Source organism: Streptomyces sp. SAJ15, assembly GCF_007595705.1.
GTDB lineage: Bacteria > Actinomycetota > Actinomycetes > Streptomycetales > Streptomycetaceae > Streptomyces.
Genome location: NZ_NISY01000003.1, coordinates 527,947 through 546,848, shown reverse-complemented (window position 1 = coordinate 546,848; position 18,902 = coordinate 527,947). Strand labels below are relative to the sequence as shown.

Here is an 18,902-nt window from a genome sequence, read left to right as displayed (position 1 = left end):
CCGGCTCAGTGCTGGAGCACCGCCTTGAGCACCACGATCGTCAGCCCCAGCACCAGGTTCACCGCCGCCGCCACCGCCATCATGCGGGCGGAGGCCCCCGCCCGGCGCAGCGCCACGACCCCCCACCCGATCTGCTGCGTCACGGCGACGGCGAGCGACAGATAGGCCGCGCCCACCAGCCCGAGACCCAGCAGCGGGCTGACCGCCACCGCGACGGCGGGCGGCACCGACGCCTCCACCGTCGGCCTCTCCGCGGCGCCCACCCGGCGGACCTCGCGCCAGCTCAGCGCCTGGTGCAGGATGCGCTCCCCGGCCAGCCGGGCGTAGACGTGCGCCGCCCAGAAGACCACCCCGGTGGCGAGCAGCAGCACGATGAGCTCCACCCGCGAGTAGTGGCCGCTGGCCGCGGTGCCGGCGACCACCGAGGCGGCCAGCAGCGAGCCGTAGACCGCGCCGCCGTAGTCGGTACGGATCGTGCCCGTGGCGGCGTCGGCGACGATGCCCTCCATGTCCTCACCGGCGTCCCCGACCGCCCCACGACCGTCGGGCGGGCGGTCGTCGTCCGGTCCCCGCGCGGGCCTCCGACCTGTCATCCCTCCAGGGTCGCCGCTCCCTCCAGGTCCCGCACGGCCGCGGCCGCCGCCCGGGTCCCGGTACGGACCCGGGTCCCGGTACGGCCCCGCCGTCGATCAGCGGTGCTCGGGGTTGGGGAAGTCGGCGCGGCAGCCGGCGTCCCAGGCGGAGCGCTGGTTGCCGTGGGCCGGGATGCCCCCGGACCGCTTGAGCAGCGCGGCGAGGTGCATCAGGTTCCACGTCATGAACGAGGTGTTGCGGTTGGTGAAGTCGTTCTGCGGTCCGCCGGAGCCGGCGTCCAGGTAGGAGGGGCCGGGGCCGGCCTCGCCGATCCAGCCGGCGTCCGCCTGGGGCGGGACGGTGTAGCCGAGGTGCTGGAGGCTGTAGAGGACGTTCATGGCGCAGTGCTTGACGCCGTCCTCGTTGCCGGTGATCAGACAGCCGCCGACGCGGCCGTAGTAGGCGTACTGACCGCGGTCGTTCAGGAGGCTGGAGCAGGAGTAGAGCCGCTCGATGACCTGCTTCATCACCGAGCTGTTGTCGCCCAGCCAGATCGGTCCGCAGAGCACCAGGATGTCGGCGGCCATGACCTGGGAGTACAGCACCGGCCAGTGGTCGCTCTCCCACCCGTGCTCGGTCATGTCGGGCCAGACGCCGGTGGCGATGTCCAGGTCGACCGCGCGGACCAGCTCCGTGACGACGCCGTGCGCCTCCATCAGCGCGCGGCTCCGGTCGATCAGGCCCTGGGTGTTGCTGACCTCGGGGGAGCGCTTGAGGGTGCAGTTGACGAAGAGCGCGTGCAGGTCGTCGAAGCGGTAGGGGCCGGGGGTGTCGGCCGGTGGGGTCATCTCGGGCTCCTTACCCGTTCCTGGTGCGCCCGCGCACGGGCGCCCGCCGCTCCCCCGCCGGTCACCGGTCTACCGGACCGCGGAGTCCGGGCCGCCGTGGCGCGCCGGTGCGCCGGTGCGCCGGGCGCTCACACCGCCCGCAGCGCCACGCTCCCCGCCCGGCCGGGCCGCGGCTGGAGCGGCGCCGCCTCCGGCGACGCCGACGGGTCGACGGACAGGTCCAGCGGGGCGGCCGGCGCCCCCGCACCAAGCCGGCGCCCCCGCATCGAGCCGTCGCCCCTGAGCCTCACCCGGCCTGGGTGATGTCCCATCACGAACGGCTCCGCAGCATCGAGGCCGAGGGGTCGGAGAGGAGGCGTCGTGGAGGGTGACCGCAGGGCCGCCGACCGCGGCCGCGTCACGCCGCCGATGCGCGCCACGCCCAGCGAGCGGGCCGCGTGGGGCAGGTCCGTGCGGGCGATGGTGCCCCGCTCGGCCATGGGGGAGTTCATCCCGAGCGCCCGGCGGGAGGACCCGGTGGCCGTGGTGGAGCGACAGTCGGCGCTCCGGGTGCCGGAGCTGGTGCCGATCCGGTACGCGCGGATGCTGGAATCGCCGTTCCGCTTCTATCGGGGCGCGGCCGCGATCATGGCGGGGGACCTGGGCGCGGCCCCGCACACCGAGATCACGGTGCAGCTGTGCGGCGACGCCCACATGCTGAACTTCCGGCTGTTGGGCTCGGCCGAGCGGCGCCTGGTCTTCGACATCAACGACTTCGACGAGACCCTGCCCGGCCCGTGGGAGTGGGACGTCAAGCGGCTGGCCACCAGCCTGGTGATCGCCGGTCGCGGCAACGGCTTCACGGACGCGGAGCGCGCCGAGATCGTGCGGGCCTGCGGGCACGCCTACCGCACCTGGATGCGCCGCTTCGCCACCATGGGGAACCTGGCCGTCTGGTACACCCAGGCCGAAGCCGAACGGCTCGACGGGCTGTTGACCCAGCCGGGGACGGGGCTGGACAAGCGGGGGCGGCGACAGCTCGCCCGTACGGTGGAGGCGGCCCGCCGCAACGACAACGTCCACGCGTACCACCGGCTCACCGGGGTCGTGGACGGCGCCCGGCGGATCCTGGCCGACCCGCCGCTGATCACCCCGCTGAGCGAGCTGCTGCCCGATCTGGAGCGGGAGGCGCTGGAGGAGCGGCTGCACCGGCTGCTGACGGACTACCGGCTCACCCTCCCCTCCCACCGGCGGCACCTGCTCGACCAGTTCCAGCTGGTCGACATGGCCCGCAAGGTGGTCGGGGTCGGCAGCGTCGGCACCCGCTGCTGGATCCTGCTGCTGCTCGGGCGGGACGACGAGGATCCGCTGCTGCTCCAGGCCAAGGAGGCGGACGCCTCGGTGCTGGCGCCGTACGCCGGCCCGAGCGCTCATGAGAACCAGGGACAGCGGGTCGTCGCGGGGCAGCGGCTGATGCAGGCCGCCGGCGACATCTTCCTCGGCTGGGACCGGGTCGAGGGCATCGACGGCAGGCGACGCGACTTCTACGTGCGCCAGCTGCGCGACTGGAAGGCCATCGCCCAGCCCGAGGCGATGCGCCCGGCCGGCATGGGGTTCTTCGGTCAGCTGTGCGGCGCCACGCTCGCCCGCGCGCACGCGCGCTCCGGGGACCGGATCGCCATCGCCGCCTACCTGGGCTCCGGCGACGTCTTCGACCGGGCGCTGCCGGACTTCGCCGAGGCGTACGCGGACCAGAACGAGCGGGACCACGCCGCCCTGGCCGCCGCCGCCCGCGCGGGGCGCGTCCCGCACGCCGCCCCCGAGTGACGCGGGGCCCACCCGGCCATCTCCCCCGCGGCGGGCGATGTGGGCGCCGTGACCAGCGGCCGACGCTGGGTCGAGAACAGCCGCACCCGGAGGCAGGGGATCTCCCCATGAACGCACAGCCCGCAGACGACCGGCCGCTCACCTCCCACGAGCGGGAGGAGTACGAACGGCTCCGCGCCCACGCCGCCGTGCGGCACCGGCGGCTGCGCACCCTCGGGGCGTCCGTCCTGCTGCTGCTGGTCTTCGTGCTCGCGCCGGTCGGGGTGCTCGCCCGCTGGGTGAACTCCCAGGTCACCGACACGGACCGGTATGTGGCGACGGTGGCCCCGCTCGCCTCCGAGCCGGCCGTCCAGAACGCGGTGACCGATCGGCTGACCAACCGGGTGATGGACCAGATCGACGTCAAGAAGATCACCGACGAGCTGGCCAACACGCTCGCCGCCAACAACGCTCCGCCGGCCGCCGTCCAGGGGGCGCGTCTGCTGACCGACCCGCTGAAGGGCGCGATCAACGGGTTCGTGCACGACGTGGTGCACCGGGTGGTGACCAGCGACCAGTTCAAGACCGTCTGGGTGGACGCCAACGAACAGGCGCACGCGGCCGTCGTCAAGGTCCTCACCGGGCAGGGCGGCAGCGCGGTGCAGGCCAAGGGCGACGACATCGTGCTCGACATCGGCACGGTCGTGGAGAACGTGCAGAAGCGACTGGTCGACGCCGGCTTCCAGCAGGCCGCGGCGATCCCGCAGGTCGACAAGTCGGTGGTGCTGGTGCACACCGACAAGCTGAACGACGCCCAGGAGGGCATGCGGCTGCTGGACATCGTCGGCACCTGGCTGCCCGTCGCGATCGTGGTGCTCGCCGGGGCCGCCATCTGGCTGGCGCCCGCGCACCGGGTGGCGCTGATGGCCGCCGGCATCGGGGTGGCGGTGATGATGGTCGTGCTCTTCGTCGGCTTGGCGGTGGCGCGCCAGATCTATCTGGATTCCGTGCCGCTCGGCACCCAGTCCCCGGCCGCCGCCGCCGAGATCTACGACACCCTTGTGCGGTATCTGCGGCAGTCCACCGGCACGGTGCTGGTCATCGCCGTGATCGCCGCCGTCGCCGGCTATCTCTACGGGCCGGGGCGCGGCGCCCGCGCCCTGCGCTCCGGGGCCCGGCGGACCGTCGGCGCCCTCGGCCGGGGTGCCGCCCGCGAGGGGCTGCGCACCGGCCAGGCGGGGCGCTGGCTCGACACCCACCGGCGCTGGACCACCGGCATCGTCATCGGCGCCGGGGCGCTGGCCCTGGTGATCTGGAACTACCCGACCGCCGGTGCCGTGGCCCTGGTCTTCGGGCTGGTCCTCCTGGTGCTGCTGATCCTCGGGGTGCTGGCGGCGGCCGGCGGAAACGGACCCCCGAGACGGGAGCACCCGGGCGCCGGCCACTGAGCACAGCGCCCAGGCGTCGAACACGGCACGCGTCCCGCGCCCTGAGGCGCGGGACGCGTGGTGCCGCCCGGCAGGGGTCAGCGCAGGAGTTTCTCCTTGGCGCGCTGGAACTCCTCCTCGGTGAGGTCGCCCCGCGCCTTGAGCTCCGAGAGCCTGCTCAGCTCGTCCGCACTGCCGACCGTTCCCGTCCCCGCGGCCTGGCGGATGTACTCGTCGAACGCCCGCTGCTGCTCGCGCGCGTGCTGGATCTCGCGCCGGCCCATGTCCCGGCCCCGCGCGATCACGTACACCAACACGCCGAGGAACGGCACGACGATCACGAAGAGCAGCCACCCGGCCTTCCCCCAGCCGCTCATCTCGTGGTCACGGAAGACGTCGACGAACACCCGGAACAGGAGCACCAGCCAGAAGACCCAGAGGAAGATCCACATCACGGTCCAGAAGGCGCCCAGTACGGGGTAGTCGTACGCCAAGGTCTGCGCGGCCAGGAACTGATAGCCGTCCATCGCTTCTCCTCCTGCTCGTCGGCGGTCATCGGCGGCGCCGTCGTCCGCCGATCACGTCGCCATCAGCGTCCGCCCGGACACGGAGGCCGCCCTCACCCGGCGAGGGTGAATCCAGGGCCCCGCCGCCACCCCCGCCCCCCGGGGAGGCCATCCCCGAGCCCCCGGGGGCCACCCCCGAAACCCCCTCGGGCGCCGGTCACACAGCGTGAGAAGCGCTCACTCGATCGGCCCAGTCACTCGGCGCACACCCCCGCCCTGACGGGCTTTCCGGCCCCAGGGCTTCGGACAGAGTTGCGACCGGTTGACCGCCATGAGTCCGTAGACATCGTGCTCTGCCCGACTTCACCCCTTTGGAGGAGACATGAGCACGATCCACACGACCCCCGAACGCGAACGCATCGGCCAGAAGCTGCGCGTGGTGTTCTTCGTCGACGTCGTCGAAGGCGGCGAACGCGGGTTCCGCGAGGCGTACCGGCAGATCCGCGAATCCGTCGTCGGCACCCCCGGACACCTGCTGGACCAGCTCGGCGAGCCCGTCGACGGCTCCCGTCGCTGGGTGATCACCAGCGAGTGGGAGACCCCGGAGCACTTCTTCACCTGGCAGCAGAGCGAGGAGCACCAGGCACTGGTGGCCCCGCTGCGCGCCTGGGTGGAACGGACGGAATCGCTACGGTTCCGGATCGTCGAGGAGACCGGTGGGGGGCTGTCATGAGGCCCACCCACGCCACCACGAGGAACGCCGCCACGGAGAACGCCACCGCGGAGAACCCCACCGCGGGAAGGCGGCCGGCCTCCGGCACCACGCCGGAGGCCGGCCCCGAGGCCCGCCGCGACACCCGCGACACCCCCGAATTCCGCCCCGACGGCCCCGTGGCCGTGCTCGGCGTCGGCACCATGGGCGGCGGGCTCGCCGCCCGACTGCTCGACCGAGGTGTGCCGGTCCGGGTGTGGAACCGCACCACGCGGCGCACCGCGCCGCTCACCGGTGCGGGCGCCGTCGCCGCGGCGCACCCGGCCGAGGCCGTCGCCGGCTCCACCGCCGCGATCTGCGCCGTCGCCGACGGCGACGCGTTGGACGCCGTTCTGCACGGCCCCGACGGGGTGCTGACCGAGGGCCCCTACCCGGGCACCCTCTACTGCGCCAGCACCGTCTCCCCCGAGGAGGTCGCCCGCATCGCCGCCCGCACTTCGTCCGTGCTGGACGTGGGGATGCTGGGCAACCGCAAGCACGCCCGGGACGGCGAGCTACGGCTCTTCGTCGGCGGCCCACGGGACGACTTCGCCGCCGGCCGGCCGCTGCTGGAACTGCTCGGCAAGGAGGTCGTGCACGTCGGCGAGCTCGGCGCCGGCATGCGCGTCAAACTGCTCCTCAACCTGCTCATGGGCATCGAGGTGCAGGCGCTGGCCGAGGCCGTGGAGCTGGGGGCGGCGGTCGGGCTGGACCGTGAGCTGGTGCTGCGCACCATCTCCGGCAGCGGCTTCGCCTCCCCGGTGATGTCCTTCAAGGCCCGCCGACTGGCGGCCCGGCACTGGGACGAGCCGGACTTCCGGCTCCGGCTGATGGCCAAGGACCTGGCGCTGGCGGTCGAGCAGTCCACGGCGGCCGGGCTGCGGCTGCCGCTGGTGGACGCCGCCGCCCACACCCACCGGGACGCCACCGACCGGGGCCACGGCGACGAGGACTGTGTGGCGGTCGTCCACGCGATCGCCCCCGACCTGGGGAAGGTCGCATGATCATCGACATCCACGGCCACCTGTCGCCGCCCGAGGCGGCCGAGCGGTTCCCCATGCCGCCCAGCCTCACCGACGTCGACGGCATGCTCGCCGCCCGGGCCCAGGCCGGGATCGACCTCACCATCATCGGCAGCCCCGTCGGGGCCGGCGCGATGGCCCGGGTCCCCGGCGTCGACAACTACACCCAACCACGCGACCGGCTGCGCGCCTTCCACTCCTGGATGTCCGGCCTGATCGCCGCCCACCCGGACCAGTTGCGCGGCTATGTGTACGCCAACCCGTTCGGCGACGACGACCATCTGGAGGGGGTCCGGGAGACCCTGGCCGATCCGGCCTTCGTCGGCCTGATCACCAACTCCAGCGTCCACGGCGAGCAGCTCGGCTCGCCCCGCGCGGACTCCTTCTTCGCGCTGGCGGCCGAGCTGGGGGTGCCCGTGATGGTGCACCCGCCGGCCGAACCGGCCGGCACCGAACAGGTCGAGGACCCGCGCTTCGTCGAGCTCATCGGCCGCTTCGGCGACATCACCACCGGCCTCGCGATGATCGCTTTCGCGGGCTGGTTGGAGAAGTACCCCGAGCTGCGGCTGATCGGCGCCACCGGCGGCGGCGCGCTGGCGCTGCTGCCGGAGCGGCTGGCCGCGGCGGCGCGGCCCCGGGAGTCGCACGGCCGGGGCGGCACCCCGGTGGCCGGGGGCCGCGCGGCGGGCGGGAGCGGCCCGCCGCGCGGGACCGGCCGGGCGGCACCCGACCGCCCGGCCCGCGAGGGCTCTCCGACACCTCGCACTCCGGCACCCGGGGGCGGCCGGCCCGCGGCTCCCCCACCGGCCGCCGCCGCCACCGACCCGGTCGCCGCGCTGCGCCGCATGTACGTGGACACCAGCACCTTCAGCGCCGCCCATCTGCGGCTCAACGCGGAGGTCCTGGGCCCCGAGCGGATGCTGTTCGGCACCGACTCCCCGCCGCTGACCGCGCCGCTGGAGGACCTGCTGCGCACGATCGAGAAGCTTCCGATCGACGCGGCGGCCCAGCAGCTCGTCCTCGGCGGCAACGCCGAGGCCCTCTTCGACCTGAGGAGCAGACCGTGACCACACTCGACCGCCCCGGCCCCGTCGACGAACCGGTCGACGGGGCCGGGGCCCCGGCCGACGGCCCCACGGCCGCCGCCGCGGCCCAGGCCGCCAGCGGGGCCCCGGAGTTCCGGCGCGACCCGCACCCCGTCTACGCCCGGCTGCGGGAGTCGGCCCCGGTGTGCCCGATGCGCCCGCCGCACGGCGTCGACACCTACCTGGTCACCGGGTACGAGGACGCCCGGACCGCGCTGGCCGACCCCCGGCTGAGCAAGGACATGTACGGGGCGATGGACGTCTACCAGCGCATCTTCGGGGAGACGTCGGTCGCGCTCGACGACCACATGCTCAACTGCGACCCGCCCAAGCACACCCGGCTGCGCAAGCTGGTCACCTCGGCCTTCACGCTCCGTCGGGTGGAGGCGCTGCGCCCCGGGATCCAGCAGATCACCGACCGGCTGCTGGACGCGTGCCCCGCGCACCAGCCGGTCGACCTGCTGACCGCGTTCGCCTTCCCGCTGCCGGTGGTGGTGATCTGCGAACTGCTCGGCGTGCCCGAGGGCGACCGTCGGGACGTGCGGACGTGGTCGACCACCATCGCCCACACCGGCTTCAGCCCGGAGTCCAAGCGGGCCGGGGCGGAGGCGGAGCGGCAGCTCCTCGGCTACCTCACCGAGCTCATCGAGGACAAGCGGGACCGGCCGGGCGAGGACCTGCTCAGCGCGCTGGCCGCGGTGCGGGACGAGGACGCGGAGGACGGCCGCGGCCGACTCACCGACCACGAGCTGGTGTCCACCGCGTTCCTGCTGCTCTTCGCGGGGCACAAGAGCACCGCGTACATGATCGGCAACTCGGTCTTCCACCTGCTGCGGGAGCCGGAGCAACTGCGCGCGCTGCGCGAGCGGCCGGAGCTGATGGAGCACGCGGTCGAGGAGCTGATGCGGTACGACGGCTCGGTGGAGAGCTCGACCTTCCGCTACGCCGCCGAGGATCTGGAGCTCGGCGGGGTGCCCATCCCCAAGGGCGCCCTGGTGCAGATCTCGCTGACCTCGGCCAACCGCGACCCGCGGCGGTTCGCCGACCCCGACCGGCTCGATGTGACGCGTCAGGAGAACATCCAGACCGGGCATCTGGCACTGGGTCACGGCGTGCACCACTGCCTGGGCGCCCCGCTGGCCCGGATGGAGCTGCGGACCGCCCTGACCACGCTGTTCACCCGCTTCCCCGAGCTGGCGCTGGCCGTCCCGGCGGACGAGGTGCCCTGGCTGGAGGTGCCGTTCCCGGCCTTCCGGGGGCTGGCCGAGCTGCCGGTGGTGCTCGCCCCGGCGTGACCACCGGGGCCGCGGTCCGGCATCTCCGGGCCGCGGTCCCGTACGCCGCTCCGCCAGAGCCCGTACGCCCCTCGGTCAGGGTCCGTGCGGCGCCGGCCGAGGAGGGGCGCGAGGGGATCCTCCGGGTGGGCCCGGCGGATCCCCTCAGCGCTGCTGCCGGTCGCGCAGCAGCCGCTCGATGTGGTCGAACCGGTCGTGCACGGCGCGCATCTCCCGGGCCAGCGCCTGCTCTCGCTCCTGGGTGAAGTCGTGCAGTGTCGCGCCCAGATGGTGGATGTCGTGCGCCGCCCTGCCCACGAACCAGGTGGCGACGGCGGCCGTCACCACGCTGAAGGTGGTGATCCCGGCCAGCATCACCACGGCGGCGATGACCCGCCCCAGCGCGGTCACCGGATACAGGTCCCCGTAGCCGACGGTGGTGGCGGTCTCGATCGCCCACCACACCGCCCGCGGGAACGAGGTGATGCTGGCGTCCGGCGCGTTCTCCTCGACCGGCACGATCAGCGCCGAGCCTCCCAGGAGCACCAGCACGGTGACCGCCGTGCCCCACAGCGCGGCCCGCACATGGAACCTGCGCCACCAGCCGCTGCCCAGCAGCCGGCTCATCAGCAGCCCGAAGAACGACGACACCACGGCCGGCACGCTACCCACCCGGCGGGCGTGAGGAGCGCGCCTTCACCGCGGGGCGCACGAGGGACACCCATCGAGCGCCATGAAATACCCCCAATAGGGTGTTTCTTCCGGGTAGGTGGAGCGAATCGGTCGGCCCTGTGAGACAGATGAGCTGTCCAGGAACCGGGAGGTCTGCGAGGTCCGTCGGTGCCATGAATGCCGTGCCCACCGCAGCGAACACCGTGCGCAGCGCCGTCGTGGGGGCCGCGCACGACGCGGCTCGCGCCCTGCGCGGGCGTGCGGCCATGACGCTGTTGGTGCTGGTCACGGTGGTCAGCACGGCACTCGTACCTGGTCTGGCAGCGGCCGGGCAGCCCGTGGAGCCGCGCACCGTCTCCGCCTCAAGCGAGCCGGGCGGCGAGGGCTACGCGGACGGGGCGGCGGATGGGGCCGCGGTCCGGCTGCACGGCGGGCGGCGGTGCCCGGGCGGCGCTCCCCCGCCACGGCCCGCGCCCGCCGCCTTGGCGGAGCCGCACGCGGACCGCCTCACCACGGCGGGCATCGAGTCGCCGGCGGTCGCCGCGCACGCGGCGCGCCGTGTGGTCCTGCGCTGCTGAGCCCGCGCGTTCGACGCGCCCTCACCAGCCCACGACCACCCCTGCGCACCGTGAGGACACCGCCATGCCCATCGATCCCTACGCAGTCCTGAACGCCCTGGTCCGGGCCGAAGTCATGCGCGCGCTCAACGAGCGGCCGCGACAGCGGAAGAACGACCGCCTCGACGACGACGGTGCCGCCGACGACACCGGGGAGGCCGACGCCCCGGATCCGGACCGGCCCTAGCGCCCCGGCCCGCCACCCGGTCGCCGGTCACGACCCGCCCTCGGTTCGCCGGCCCGGCCACGGGCACCGGCCCGATCACCCCCGGTCGGGGAGGTAGTACGGGCGGTGGTTCGCGGCGACCGGGGGCGACTGGCAGGTCCAGACGCCCGCGACGGGAGCGTCCCCGATCAGCTCGGTGAGCAGGCGACCGACGGCGGAGGACGGATCCTCCACGGTCAGCCGCACGCGGTCGGGCCCCCCGCCCGCCTCGGGCCGTGGGGCGCCCCCGAGCGCGTAGCGCTGGTACGGGTGGTGCACGAGGAGCGCGCCGGCCAGCAGCCGGCCGTCGGACTCGGTGCCGTAGCCGGTGACGGGGGTGGCGGCGACGGGCTCCCGGGCCAGTCCGGTCAGGTCGGCGTGGAGCCGGAACAGCTCCCCGCCCCGGCCGGCGATCGTCCGCCCGTCCCCGCTCAGCTCGGCCGCGCCGCAGGTCACCGACCAGACGTCCGCGGGCGGACCGTTGAGCGAGGGCATGGTGGCCGCGAACCAGGCCGCCTCCTTCGGCTCCGCGTAGAGCGTGCGGCCCGCGTCGATGGCCACCGGGTTGTCGCACAGCACCTTCAGCCGGGCGATGCCCCGCAGCCCGGTCTGGTCGAAGCCCCGGGCGTACTCCTCGTAGCCGACCCGGGGCAGCCGGCCGGCCGCGGCGGTCGGATAGGCGATGACGTTGAGCTCCACCTCCTGGGTGACCCCGAACCCGTCGGGGAACTGCGCGAAGTAGAGCTGGTAGTTGAGCGAGACGCAGGCCCGGCCGTCGAACTCGGCCACCCGCAGCGCGGAGTGGTGCTCGGCCAGCAGTTCGACGGCCGGGCCGGGATCGGTGGCGAAGTCCAGCCCGAGGTTGTGCCACGCCCCGTAGAAGAACGGGAGGAAGTACGGCTCGGAGACCGGCGGCAGCGGCAGCGGATCGGGGTGGTCGTCGGTCATCCGCACTCCGGTCAGCGGCGGTTGACCGGCCGGTACACGCACAGCGCCCAGATCACGAAGATCGCGATGGCGATCAGGATGATCGACCACACGGGCGTGTACGGCAGCCACATGAAGTTCGCGATGATGCTCAGCCCGGCGAAGATGATGCCGGCGATGAAGGACCAGCCCTGGCCGCTCAGCAGGGCGAAGCCGGTGAGCAGCACCAGGACGCCGAGGATCAGATGGAGCCAGCCCCATCCGGTGAGGTCGAACTCGAAGACGTAGTCGCCGATGCGGGCGTACACGTCGTCCTCGGCGATGGCGCCGATGCCCTGCAGGATCGCCAGGACACCTGCCACGATCATCAGAACCGCGGCGAAGATCACCCCGCCGTGGACGGTGTCGCTTCCCGCCCGCGCGTGCTGGGTCTGCTGGCTCATGGGGATCTCCCTTCCGAGAGCCTGTGCCGTGCGCCTGTGCGGCCCTCGCGCGGGCACACGCCGTGCATCAAGAGCGTCCGGCCGCGCCGGCACGGCGGCGCCATTTGTTAGCCCATTCGGGTGAGGGCGCGGGTCATTCGCCCAGGTGGGGCGGGAGACCGAAGAGCGGGAAGAGCCGGTCGGCGTCGAGGAAGGCGCTCAGCCCGCCGATCCGGCCGTCGGTGATCTCGATGACCTGGAGCGCCCAGGGCCGGTGACCGCCGCCCGAGGGGTCGCGGCGGTACTGCGCGAAGGCGGGCGTGCCGTTGGCCGTCACCGGCAGCAGCCGGGAGCCGCGACAGTCGATGCCCCGGCCCAGCAGCCAGCCGCGGATGTCGGCCTGGCCGCGCAGCCACAGCCCGTACGGCGGCATGGAGAGCGTGGCGTCCTCGTGCAGCAGGGCGGTCAGCGCGTCCATGTCGTACGCCTCGAAGGCGTCCACATAGCGCGCCAGCAGGGCGGCGAGCTCCGCGTCCAGGGACGTCACGGTGACGGTGTCGGCCACCTCGCGGGCGGCGAGGGTGGCGCGGGCCCGCTGGAGGGCGCTGTTGACCGAGGCGACGGTGGTGCCCAGCAGCTCGGCGACCTCGCTGGCGCGCCAGGCGAGCACCTCGCGCAGGATGAGCACCGCGCGCTGGCGCGGCGGGAGGTGCTGGAGCGCGGCGACGAACGCCAGCCGGACGCTCTCCCGGGCCACCGCCACCTCCGCGGGGTCGCCGCCCTCGGGCACCACCCGACCGTCGGGCACCGGCGAGATCCAGGTGGCCTCGGGCAGCGTCTCGGGCAGCGGGACGCCGTGGCTCACCGGCGAGGACAGATCCATCGGGCGGGCCCGCCGCCGGCTGCCGCCGAGCATGTCCAGGCAGACGTTGGTCGCGATGCGGTACAGCCAGGACCGCAGCGCCGCGCGCCCCTCGAAGGTGCCGAAGCTCCGCCAGGCGCGCACCATGGTCTCCTGGACGGCGTCCTCGGCCTCGAAGGGGGAGCCCAGCATCCGGTAGCAGTACCCGGTCAGCTCGACGCGATGGCGCTCCAGGCGCGCCTCCACGCCCTCGGCGCCCTCAACACCTCTGACGCTCTCAGCACTCTCGGTGCTTTCGGTGCTTTCGGTGCTTTCGGGGTGTGTCGCCACGGCATCCGTCATGAACCAGCCCTCCGCCTCGTCCCTGAGCCTAGGACGGGCCACTGACAGCGCCACCGGGGTGCCGACCTGACCGGCGACGGCGACAGCGGCGGCGACGCGCCCGGGAAGGCGGACACTGGAGCCATGTGCCGAAGCATCAAGACGCTGCGACCGCCGATGACGCCCGAGGTCTCGGACGAGGACATCGCGGCCGCCGCGTTGCAGTACGTACGCAAGGTGTCCGGCTTCCACGCCCCGGCCGCGCACAACCGGCTGGTCTTCGACCAGGCGGTCACCGCCGTGGCGGAGGCGACGCGGGAGCTGCTGGACGGGCTGGAGGTGCGCGGCGCGGCACGGCCCCCGAGCCGCTGACGAGCGCCCTGCCGCAGACCGACGGGGCCCCGGTCGGGTCCGGTGACGACCTGCGCGGCCGCCCGGCGCGGGCGACGATGGACGCATGCTGCTGGCCGACGTAGCCCGGACCTCCGGGGAGGTCGCGGCCACCGCCGCCCGCTCGGCGAAGGTCGCGGCGCTGGCCCGGCTCTTCGCGCGCACGCCGCCGGACGAGGCCCCCGTGGTGATCACCTACCTCGCCGGCCGGCTGCCGCAACGCCGTACCGGGGTGGGCTGGAGCACGCTGCGCGAGCGACCGCCGCCGGCCGCCGAGGCGCGGCTGGAGGTGGCGGAGGTGCACGCGGCGCTCGACCGCATCGCGGCCGTGGCCGGGAAGGGCGCGACCACCGAGCGCAAGCGGCTGCTGGCCGCGCTGATGTCCGCCGCCACCGAGGAGGAACAGGGCTTTCTGCTCCGGCTGATCGGCGGGGAACCGCGCCAGGGCGCCCTGGACGCGCTCGCCGTCGAGGGGCTCGCCGCGGCCGCCGGCGCCCAGCCCGAGGAGGTACGCCGGGCGGTGATGCTGGGCGGCTCGCTCGGCGCGGTGGCGCGGGCGCTGCTGGCCGGCGGCCCGCCGGCGCTGGCGGCGTTCCGGCTGGAGCTGGGGCGGCCGGTGCAGCCCATGCTGGCGCACAGCGCCAAGGACGTGGACGAGGCGCTGGACCGGCTGGGCCCCTGCGCGGTCGAGGAGAAGCTGGACGGCATCCGGGTGCAGGTGCACCGCGACGGCGAGACGGTGCGGATCTACACCCGCACCCTGGACGAGATCACCGACCGGCTGCCGGACGTCGTCGCGGCCGCCCGCGAGCTGGCCGCCGACCGGGCCGTGCTCGACGGCGAGGTGATCGCCCTCGACGAGGACGGCCGGCCCCGCCCCTTCCAGGAGGTCTCCAGCCGGGTCGGCTCCACGCTCGACGTGGCCGGCGCGCGGGCCGCGCTGCCGCTGCACCCGGTCTTCTTCGACCTGCTCGCCGTCGACGACCGGGAGCTGCTCGGCCGACCGACCCGCGAGCGCCACGCGGAGCTGGCGCGCATCGCCCCGGCACGGCGCCGGGTGCGGCGGCTGGTGGCCGAGGACCCGACGGACCCCGACACCCGCCGCGCGGTGCGGGAGTTCGCCCGGGAGGTGCTGGAGCTCGGCCACGAGGGGGTGATGGCCAAGGCGCTGGACGCCCCGTACAGCGCGGGCCGGCGTGGCGCGGCCTGGTTGAAGGTGAAGCCGGTGCTCACCCTCGATCTGGTGGTGCTCGCCGCCGAGTGGGGCCACGGCCGCCGCACCGGCAGGCTCTCCAACCTGCATCTGGGCGCCCGTCTCCCGGACGGCGGCTTCGCGATGCTCGGCAAGACCTTCAAGGGGCTGACCGACGCCACCCTCGCCTGGCAGACCGAGGCGCTCCAGCGGATCGCGGTCAGCGACGACGGCTGGGTGGTGCGGGTCCGCCCCGAGCTGGTGGTGGAGATCGCCTTCGACGGCCTCCAGCGCTCCTCCCGCTACCCCGCCGGCGTCACCCTGCGCTTCGCCCGCGTCGTGCGCTACCGCGAGGACAAGTCGGCGGCGGAGGCGGACACGGTGGAGACGGTGCTGGCGCTGCGCGCGGGGGCCATGCCCACGCCGGACGACACGACCACACCGCCGAGCGCGACCACACCGGACGCCGCGACCACGCCGGACGTCACGACCACACCGCCGAACACGACCACACCCGATGTCAGGGCCGCGCCGGGGGACCCGCCGGAGGAGAACCCCGCCCCTTGAAGTTGTCCAGGTCGGACGCCCGCACCTGGATGGCCAGCAGCGCGATCAGCGCCCCGATCGCGGTGAACACGGCGGCTGCCGTGAAGGCCGTGCTGATGCCCGCCGTCAGGATCTCGTCGTTCCAGGGCGGCGGCAGCCGCCCCGTGGTCGCGAACGCGGCCCGCTCGCTCGCGGTGGCCTCGGCCAGGAAGCGCGGGACGACCTCCTCGGCCCGGTCGCGGCCGGCGGTGGAGAAGACGGTCACCAGGATGGACAACCCGAGCGAACCGCCCACCTGCTGGGTGGCGTTGAGCAGCCCCGACGCGGCCCCGGCCTCGCGTGGGGCGACGCGCGAGACGGCCATCAGGGTGAGGCAGATGAACTGGAGCCCCATGCCGAGCGCGAAGACCAGCATCGGGCCGAGGATGGACCCGGCGTAGCCGCTGTCCGGCTCGACCTGGGTCAGCCAGACCAGTCCGGCGGTGGTGAGCAGCGCGCCGGCCACCAGGTGCGGCTTCGGGCCGAAGCGCGGCAGCAGCTGGGAGGCGAGCCCCGCGCCGACCACGATGAGCGCGCTCACCGGCAGAAACGCCACGCCGGCCCGGAGCGGGCTGTAGTCCAGCACGTCCTGCACGAAGAGGGTCAGGAAGAAGAAGACGCCGAAGATGGCGGCGGCCAGGTTGAGCGCGATCCCGTAGGTGGCCGCGCGGTTGCGGTCGCCGAACATCCACAGGGGGGTGATGGGCTGCGGCGACCGCCGCTCGACCACGACGAACGCCGTCAACAGCACCACCGCCGTGCCGAACGCGGTCAGCGTCAGCGGGTCCCGCCAGCCGTCCTGCGCGGCCCGGATGAAGCCGTAGACCAGCGAGGCCATGCCGAGGGTGGAGGTGAGCGCGCCGGACAGGTCGAAGTGGCCCGGATGGCGCTCCGATTCGGCCAGTCGGCGCGGCGCGATGAACGCGATCGCCAGGCCGATCGGCACGTTCACGAAGAAGATCCAGCGCCAGTCGAGCCACTCGACCAACATCCCGCCCGCCAGCACCCCGATCGCCCCGCCGGCCGCCGAGACGGCGGAGAAGACGCCGAAGGCCCGGTTGCGCTCCGGGCCTTCGGTGAAGGTGGTGGTGATCAGCGCCAGCGCGGTCGGGGAGGCGATGGCGCCCCCGGCGCCCTGGAGCGCCCGGGCCGCCAGCAGCCAGCCGGAGGTCTGCGCCAACCCGCCGAGCAGCGAGGCGAACGCGAAGAGCAGCACCCCGTAGCTGAACACCCGTCTGCGGCCCAGGATGTCGCCGACCCGGCCGCCGAGCAGCAGCAGCCCGCCGAAGGCGAGGGTGTAGGCGTTGACCACCCAGGACAGCCCGGTCGTGGAGAAGTCCAACGCGCTCTGGATGTCCGGCAGCGCGATGTTCACGATGGTGATGTCCAGCACCACCATCAGCTGGCAGGCGGCGATGACGGCGAGTGCCATGCCCTTGCCGCCACCGCCGTCTCCGCGGCGCCCGGCGGTACCCGTCTGCGCCGGGCCCGCCGGGCGGGAGGTCGCCATGATCGTGCTCGGTCGGTCCTGCCGGGCCCACGCCGTCGCCCGGGCCCACGCCGTCGCCGCTCGGGGGGCACACGGCCCGTTCCCCGCGGCCTCCGCGCCTCTCGCCTGACTGTCGAGCCGGCCCTGAGGGGCTACGCCCCGACCGGGGTCCCGACTCCGACGAGGACCCCGAACCCGACCGGGCGCCGGCCCTGATGCGGGCTACGGCCCCGATGCGGGCGTCGGCGCGCGGCGGCGCTCGATACCCCGACCGTAGACCCGCCCCGGGACGGCCACCAGTCGATCTTCGGGGGTCAGAGCCTGCTGGCCGCCCGCGCCAGTCGATAGGCCGCCAGGTCGCGCACGGAGATCAGCGGCATCAACCGACTCGCCGCCAGCCGGCTCAGGTCCTCGTAGCGCGCCATGCTCCAGTCCGGCTTGACCACTTCGCACATGGTGGTGACGCCGGACAGCCCGGCCAGCAGGGAGAGGTCGACGGCGGCCTCGGTGTGGCCGTCGCGCTGGAGCACCCCGCCCGGCTGGGCCCGCACCGGAAAGACATGGCCGGGCCGGCACAGGTCGTCCGGGGCGGTGGTCGGGTCGGCCAAGGCCCGGATGGTGCGGGCGCGCTCCTGCACGGAGATGCCGGTGGTGCCGCCCTCCTTCAGGTCGACGGAGACGGTGAACGCGGTCTCGTGCAGCCCGGTGTTGTCCGTCACCATCTGCGGCAGCCGCAGCTCGGCGGCGCGCTCGTCGGGGAGCGCCACGCAGACCACCCCGGAGGTGTGGTCCAACAGCTGCTGGAGCGCCTGCTCGTCGGTGTGTTCGGCGGCGACCATCAGATCGCCCTCGTTCTCTCGGGATTCGGCGTCGAAGACGACGACGAAACCGCCCTCGGCGAACGCCTCGATCGCCTGCTCCACCGCGAGCAGACGCTCGGTCGTGGCCTCGGCCTGCTGCGTCGTGTGTGCGGTCTGATCCACCACTGCCATGGGAGTGGCCCTCCTGCCCTTCCATACGGGTCTGCCAGGAGCGGGCGGGGGCGTGGTGTGGGAATGTCGGAAGCCGGTGCCGCTCCCCGTCCGCCTGCGCAGTTCCGGGGATCGCGAGCACGGCCGACGCGATGGGCGGAGCCCCGGGCCCGGTTCTCGGTCGGACCGGCGCAGGACGAGCCATCGCACGAACCTCGTGCCGCCGCGTACTTCCTACCATCCGGACTTTGACCGTCGGTCCCGGAGTTCCACCGGGTCAACCGGCCGATGGGTTCGGCCGGGTCGCGGACTTTCACCGCCGGTTCGGAGTTTCACCGACCCCGGAGCACGCGAGTACTCTGCGAGCATTTTGACACAGAGCCGAGAGGTGACGAAGTGTCAAGTATCACATCTCCCCCTGCTGAGTGAAGATCAGCCTTCTTGTGTATCAGGGCAGTTGCCGCCCCTGACGACCGACGACTGGCGGCCGACGGCCGCGGAGCACCGGACCACGGCGTCCGCGGGCGCGCGGTGGCGTGGACGGGACCCGACGCCGCTCCGGCGGCCACCCGACATCGTCCGTGCGGCGGGACGTCGCCTCGCCGAACGGCCCATGGGGAAGGCTTGGCATGGGCCGGGCGGTGTCGCGCGGCGGCTCGGCCCGAGGGCCGACGCGACGGACGGGCAGGAGGCCCGTCCGCCGCTGGAAGGTCGGCGTCGCGCGGGCCGGCCGTCGTAGGCGAGCCTCCGCGCGTGCGGAACGGAACCGAGAGGCTGAAGCGTGGGCGTGGAGACACCGGTCACCGAGGAGCGGAGCCCGGACCGATCGGCACCGGGGTGGCGGTCGGCGGGCGGGTCGCGCGCCCTACGGCTCCTGGCGCCGTCCGGCGGGATCAGTCGGGCGCGTCGGGCGGCGGCCTGGGCGGCCGTGGCGCCGCTGACACCGGTCAGCGTGGTCGTGGGATGCCGGGCGGCGGA

The 18,902-nt window shown here is 74.0% G+C and carries 20 protein-coding genes and 1 riboswitch; of the genes, 10 read left to right on the top strand and 10 right to left on the bottom strand.

Features of this window, described 5'->3' with window-relative positions:
• Positions 1 to 5: 5 nt before the first annotated feature.
• The 3 genes from CD790_RS12575 to CD790_RS34560 all read right to left on the bottom strand — a co-directional run bounded on the left by CD790_RS12575 (position 6) and on the right by CD790_RS34560 (position 1,711).
• Positions 6 to 593 (bottom strand): hypothetical protein, encoded by a 588-nt coding sequence (locus CD790_RS12575; RefSeq protein WP_399217396.1) that lies wholly within the window; start codon positions 591 to 593, stop codon positions 6 to 8.
• A gap of 96 nt (positions 594 to 689) precedes the next feature.
• The gene (locus CD790_RS12570; RefSeq protein WP_144383249.1) at positions 690 to 1,421 is read right to left on the bottom strand and encodes a flavodoxin family protein; all 732 of its coding nucleotides are present in this window, start codon (positions 1,419 to 1,421) and stop codon (positions 690 to 692) included.
• Between the two features lie 128 nt (positions 1,422 to 1,549).
• Positions 1,550 to 1,711 (bottom strand): hypothetical protein, encoded by a 162-nt coding sequence (locus CD790_RS34560; RefSeq protein ID WP_186318986.1) that lies wholly within the window; start codon positions 1,709 to 1,711, stop codon positions 1,550 to 1,552.
• A gap of 118 nt (positions 1,712 to 1,829) precedes the next feature.
• Here CD790_RS34560 and CD790_RS12565 point away from each other — a divergent pair, with 118 nt between their 5' ends.
• Both CD790_RS12565 and CD790_RS12560 read left to right on the top strand, forming a co-directional pair.
• Positions 1,830 to 3,227 (top strand): DUF2252 domain-containing protein, encoded by a 1,398-nt coding sequence (locus CD790_RS12565; RefSeq protein WP_144383391.1) that lies wholly within the window; start codon positions 1,830 to 1,832, stop codon positions 3,225 to 3,227.
• Between the two features lie 107 nt (positions 3,228 to 3,334).
• Entirely contained in the window at positions 3,335 to 4,654 is a 1,320-nt protein-coding gene (locus CD790_RS12560; RefSeq protein WP_144383248.1) for a hypothetical protein, read from the top strand.
• Between the two features lie 77 nt (positions 4,655 to 4,731).
• On the opposite strand, the gene CD790_RS12555 is transcribed toward CD790_RS12560, so the two are convergent.
• A complete protein-coding gene (locus tag CD790_RS12555; RefSeq protein WP_144383247.1) occupies positions 4,732 to 5,160 on the bottom strand; it encodes an SHOCT domain-containing protein in 429 nt (142 codons plus the stop codon).
• Positions 5,161 to 5,521: 361 nt separating this feature from the next.
• On the opposite strand from CD790_RS12555, the gene CD790_RS12550 reads away from it, so the two are divergent.
• Genes CD790_RS12550 through CD790_RS12535 form a run of 4 tightly spaced genes read left to right on the top strand, consistent with a single transcriptional unit; the run spans position 5,522 to position 9,292 of the window.
• Positions 5,522 to 5,872, top strand: coding sequence for an antibiotic biosynthesis monooxygenase (locus CD790_RS12550; protein ID WP_144383246.1), 351 nt, complete (start codon positions 5,522 to 5,524; stop codon positions 5,870 to 5,872).
• Entirely contained in the window at positions 5,869 to 6,894 is a 1,026-nt protein-coding gene (locus tag CD790_RS12545) for an NAD(P)-dependent oxidoreductase (protein ID WP_144383245.1), read from the top strand. Before CD790_RS12550 ends, CD790_RS12545 begins: the two co-directional genes overlap by 4 nt.
• Positions 6,891 to 7,979, top strand: coding sequence for an amidohydrolase family protein (locus CD790_RS12540; RefSeq protein WP_144383244.1), 1,089 nt, complete (start codon positions 6,891 to 6,893; stop codon positions 7,977 to 7,979). Before CD790_RS12545 ends, CD790_RS12540 begins: the two co-directional genes overlap by 4 nt.
• Positions 7,976 to 9,292 (top strand): cytochrome P450, encoded by a 1,317-nt coding sequence (locus tag CD790_RS12535; protein ID WP_260867514.1) that lies wholly within the window; start codon positions 7,976 to 7,978, stop codon positions 9,290 to 9,292. Before CD790_RS12540 ends, CD790_RS12535 begins: the two co-directional genes overlap by 4 nt.
• Before the next feature lie 144 nt (positions 9,293 to 9,436).
• Here CD790_RS12535 and CD790_RS12530 read toward each other — a convergent pair whose 3' ends face one another.
• Positions 9,437 to 9,925 carry a potassium channel family protein gene (locus tag CD790_RS12530; protein ID WP_260867513.1) on the bottom strand — a complete coding sequence of 163 codons (489 nt, stop codon included), beginning with the start codon at positions 9,923 to 9,925 and terminating at the stop codon, positions 9,437 to 9,439.
• Positions 9,926 to 10,125: 200 nt separating this feature from the next.
• Here CD790_RS12530 and CD790_RS12525 point away from each other — a divergent pair, with 200 nt between their 5' ends.
• Both CD790_RS12525 and CD790_RS34555 read left to right on the top strand, forming a co-directional pair.
• Positions 10,126 to 10,521: a hypothetical protein gene (locus tag CD790_RS12525; protein WP_144383243.1), complete on the top strand. Its 396-nt coding sequence runs from the start codon at positions 10,126 to 10,128 to the stop codon at positions 10,519 to 10,521.
• A gap of 64 nt (positions 10,522 to 10,585) precedes the next feature.
• Positions 10,586 to 10,747: a hypothetical protein gene (locus tag CD790_RS34555; RefSeq protein ID WP_186318985.1), complete on the top strand. Its 162-nt coding sequence runs from the start codon at positions 10,586 to 10,588 to the stop codon at positions 10,745 to 10,747.
• Positions 10,748 to 10,822: 75 nt separating this feature from the next.
• Here the strand turns inward: CD790_RS34555 and CD790_RS12520 are convergent, their stop codons facing one another.
• The 3 genes from CD790_RS12520 to CD790_RS12510 all read right to left on the bottom strand — a co-directional run bounded on the left by CD790_RS12520 (position 10,823) and on the right by CD790_RS12510 (position 13,318).
• A complete protein-coding gene (locus CD790_RS12520; protein ID WP_144383242.1) occupies positions 10,823 to 11,713 on the bottom strand; it encodes a hypothetical protein in 891 nt (296 codons plus the stop codon).
• 11 nt (positions 11,714 to 11,724) lie between these two features.
• Positions 11,725 to 12,135 (bottom strand): hypothetical protein, encoded by a 411-nt coding sequence (locus tag CD790_RS12515; RefSeq protein ID WP_186318984.1) that lies wholly within the window; start codon positions 12,133 to 12,135, stop codon positions 11,725 to 11,727.
• Between the two features lie 133 nt (positions 12,136 to 12,268).
• Entirely contained in the window at positions 12,269 to 13,318 is a 1,050-nt protein-coding gene (locus tag CD790_RS12510; protein WP_144383241.1) for a sigma-70 family RNA polymerase sigma factor, read from the bottom strand.
• A 123-nt stretch (positions 13,319 to 13,441) separates the two neighbouring features.
• Here CD790_RS12510 and CD790_RS12505 point away from each other — a divergent pair, with 123 nt between their 5' ends.
• The gene (locus CD790_RS12505; RefSeq protein WP_144383240.1) at positions 13,442 to 13,669 is read left to right on the top strand and encodes a DUF2277 domain-containing protein; all 228 of its coding nucleotides are present in this window, start codon (positions 13,442 to 13,444) and stop codon (positions 13,667 to 13,669) included.
• Between the two features lie 85 nt (positions 13,670 to 13,754).
• The gene (locus tag CD790_RS12500; RefSeq protein WP_144383239.1) at positions 13,755 to 15,446 is read left to right on the top strand and encodes an ATP-dependent DNA ligase; all 1,692 of its coding nucleotides are present in this window, start codon (positions 13,755 to 13,757) and stop codon (positions 15,444 to 15,446) included.
• Here CD790_RS12500 and CD790_RS12495 read toward each other — a convergent pair.
• Both CD790_RS12495 and ribB read right to left on the bottom strand, forming a co-directional pair.
• Positions 15,400 to 16,974, bottom strand: a complete 1,575-nt coding sequence (locus CD790_RS12495; protein ID WP_399217391.1) for an MFS transporter — start codon at positions 16,972 to 16,974, stop codon at positions 15,400 to 15,402. The two genes, CD790_RS12500 and CD790_RS12495, sit on opposite strands and share 47 nt — an antisense overlap.
• Positions 16,975 to 17,267: 293 nt before the next feature.
• The gene (gene ribB / locus CD790_RS12490) at positions 17,268 to 17,945 is read right to left on the bottom strand and encodes a 3,4-dihydroxy-2-butanone-4-phosphate synthase (RefSeq protein WP_144383238.1); all 678 of its coding nucleotides are present in this window, start codon (positions 17,943 to 17,945) and stop codon (positions 17,268 to 17,270) included.
• A 202-nt stretch (positions 17,946 to 18,147) separates the two neighbouring features.
• Positions 18,148 to 18,278, bottom strand: a riboswitch (FMN riboswitch).
• Positions 18,279 to 18,902: the final 624 nt, after the last annotated feature.

Excerpts from the sequence above, each read along its gene's own strand:
- CD790_RS12575 (WP_399217396.1), bottom strand. The coding sequence starts at position 593 with ATGACAGGTCGGAGGCCCGCGCGGGGACCGGACGACGACCGCCCGCCC.
- CD790_RS12570 (WP_144383249.1), bottom strand. The coding sequence starts at position 1,421 with ATGACCCCACCGGCCGACACCCCCGGCCCCTACCGCTTCGACGACCTG.
- CD790_RS12565 (WP_144383391.1), top strand. The coding sequence starts at position 1,830 with ATGCGCGCCACGCCCAGCGAGCGGGCCGCGTGGGGCAGGTCCGTGCGG.
- CD790_RS12560 (WP_144383248.1), top strand. The coding sequence starts at position 3,335 with ATGAACGCACAGCCCGCAGACGACCGGCCGCTCACCTCCCACGAGCGG.
- CD790_RS12555 (WP_144383247.1), bottom strand. The coding sequence starts at position 5,160 with ATGGACGGCTATCAGTTCCTGGCCGCGCAGACCTTGGCGTACGACTAC.
- CD790_RS12550 (WP_144383246.1), top strand. The coding sequence starts at position 5,522 with ATGAGCACGATCCACACGACCCCCGAACGCGAACGCATCGGCCAGAAG.
- CD790_RS12545 (WP_144383245.1), top strand. The coding sequence starts at position 5,869 with ATGAGGCCCACCCACGCCACCACGAGGAACGCCGCCACGGAGAACGCC.
- CD790_RS12540 (WP_144383244.1), top strand. The coding sequence starts at position 6,891 with ATGATCATCGACATCCACGGCCACCTGTCGCCGCCCGAGGCGGCCGAG.
- CD790_RS34555 (WP_186318985.1), top strand. The coding sequence starts at position 10,586 with ATGCCCATCGATCCCTACGCAGTCCTGAACGCCCTGGTCCGGGCCGAA.
- CD790_RS12520 (WP_144383242.1), bottom strand. The coding sequence starts at position 11,713 with ATGACCGACGACCACCCCGATCCGCTGCCGCTGCCGCCGGTCTCCGAG.
- CD790_RS12515 (WP_186318984.1), bottom strand. The coding sequence starts at position 12,135 with ATGAGCCAGCAGACCCAGCACGCGCGGGCGGGAAGCGACACCGTCCAC.
- CD790_RS12510 (WP_144383241.1), bottom strand. The coding sequence starts at position 13,318 with ATGACGGATGCCGTGGCGACACACCCCGAAAGCACCGAAAGCACCGAA.
- CD790_RS12505 (WP_144383240.1), top strand. The coding sequence starts at position 13,442 with ATGTGCCGAAGCATCAAGACGCTGCGACCGCCGATGACGCCCGAGGTC.
- CD790_RS12500 (WP_144383239.1), top strand. The coding sequence starts at position 13,755 with ATGCTGCTGGCCGACGTAGCCCGGACCTCCGGGGAGGTCGCGGCCACC.
- CD790_RS12495 (WP_399217391.1), bottom strand. The coding sequence starts at position 16,974 with ATGGCGACCTCCCGCCCGGCGGGCCCGGCGCAGACGGGTACCGCCGGG.
- ribB (WP_144383238.1), bottom strand. The coding sequence starts at position 17,945 with ATGGCAGTGGTGGATCAGACCGCACACACGACGCAGCAGGCCGAGGCC.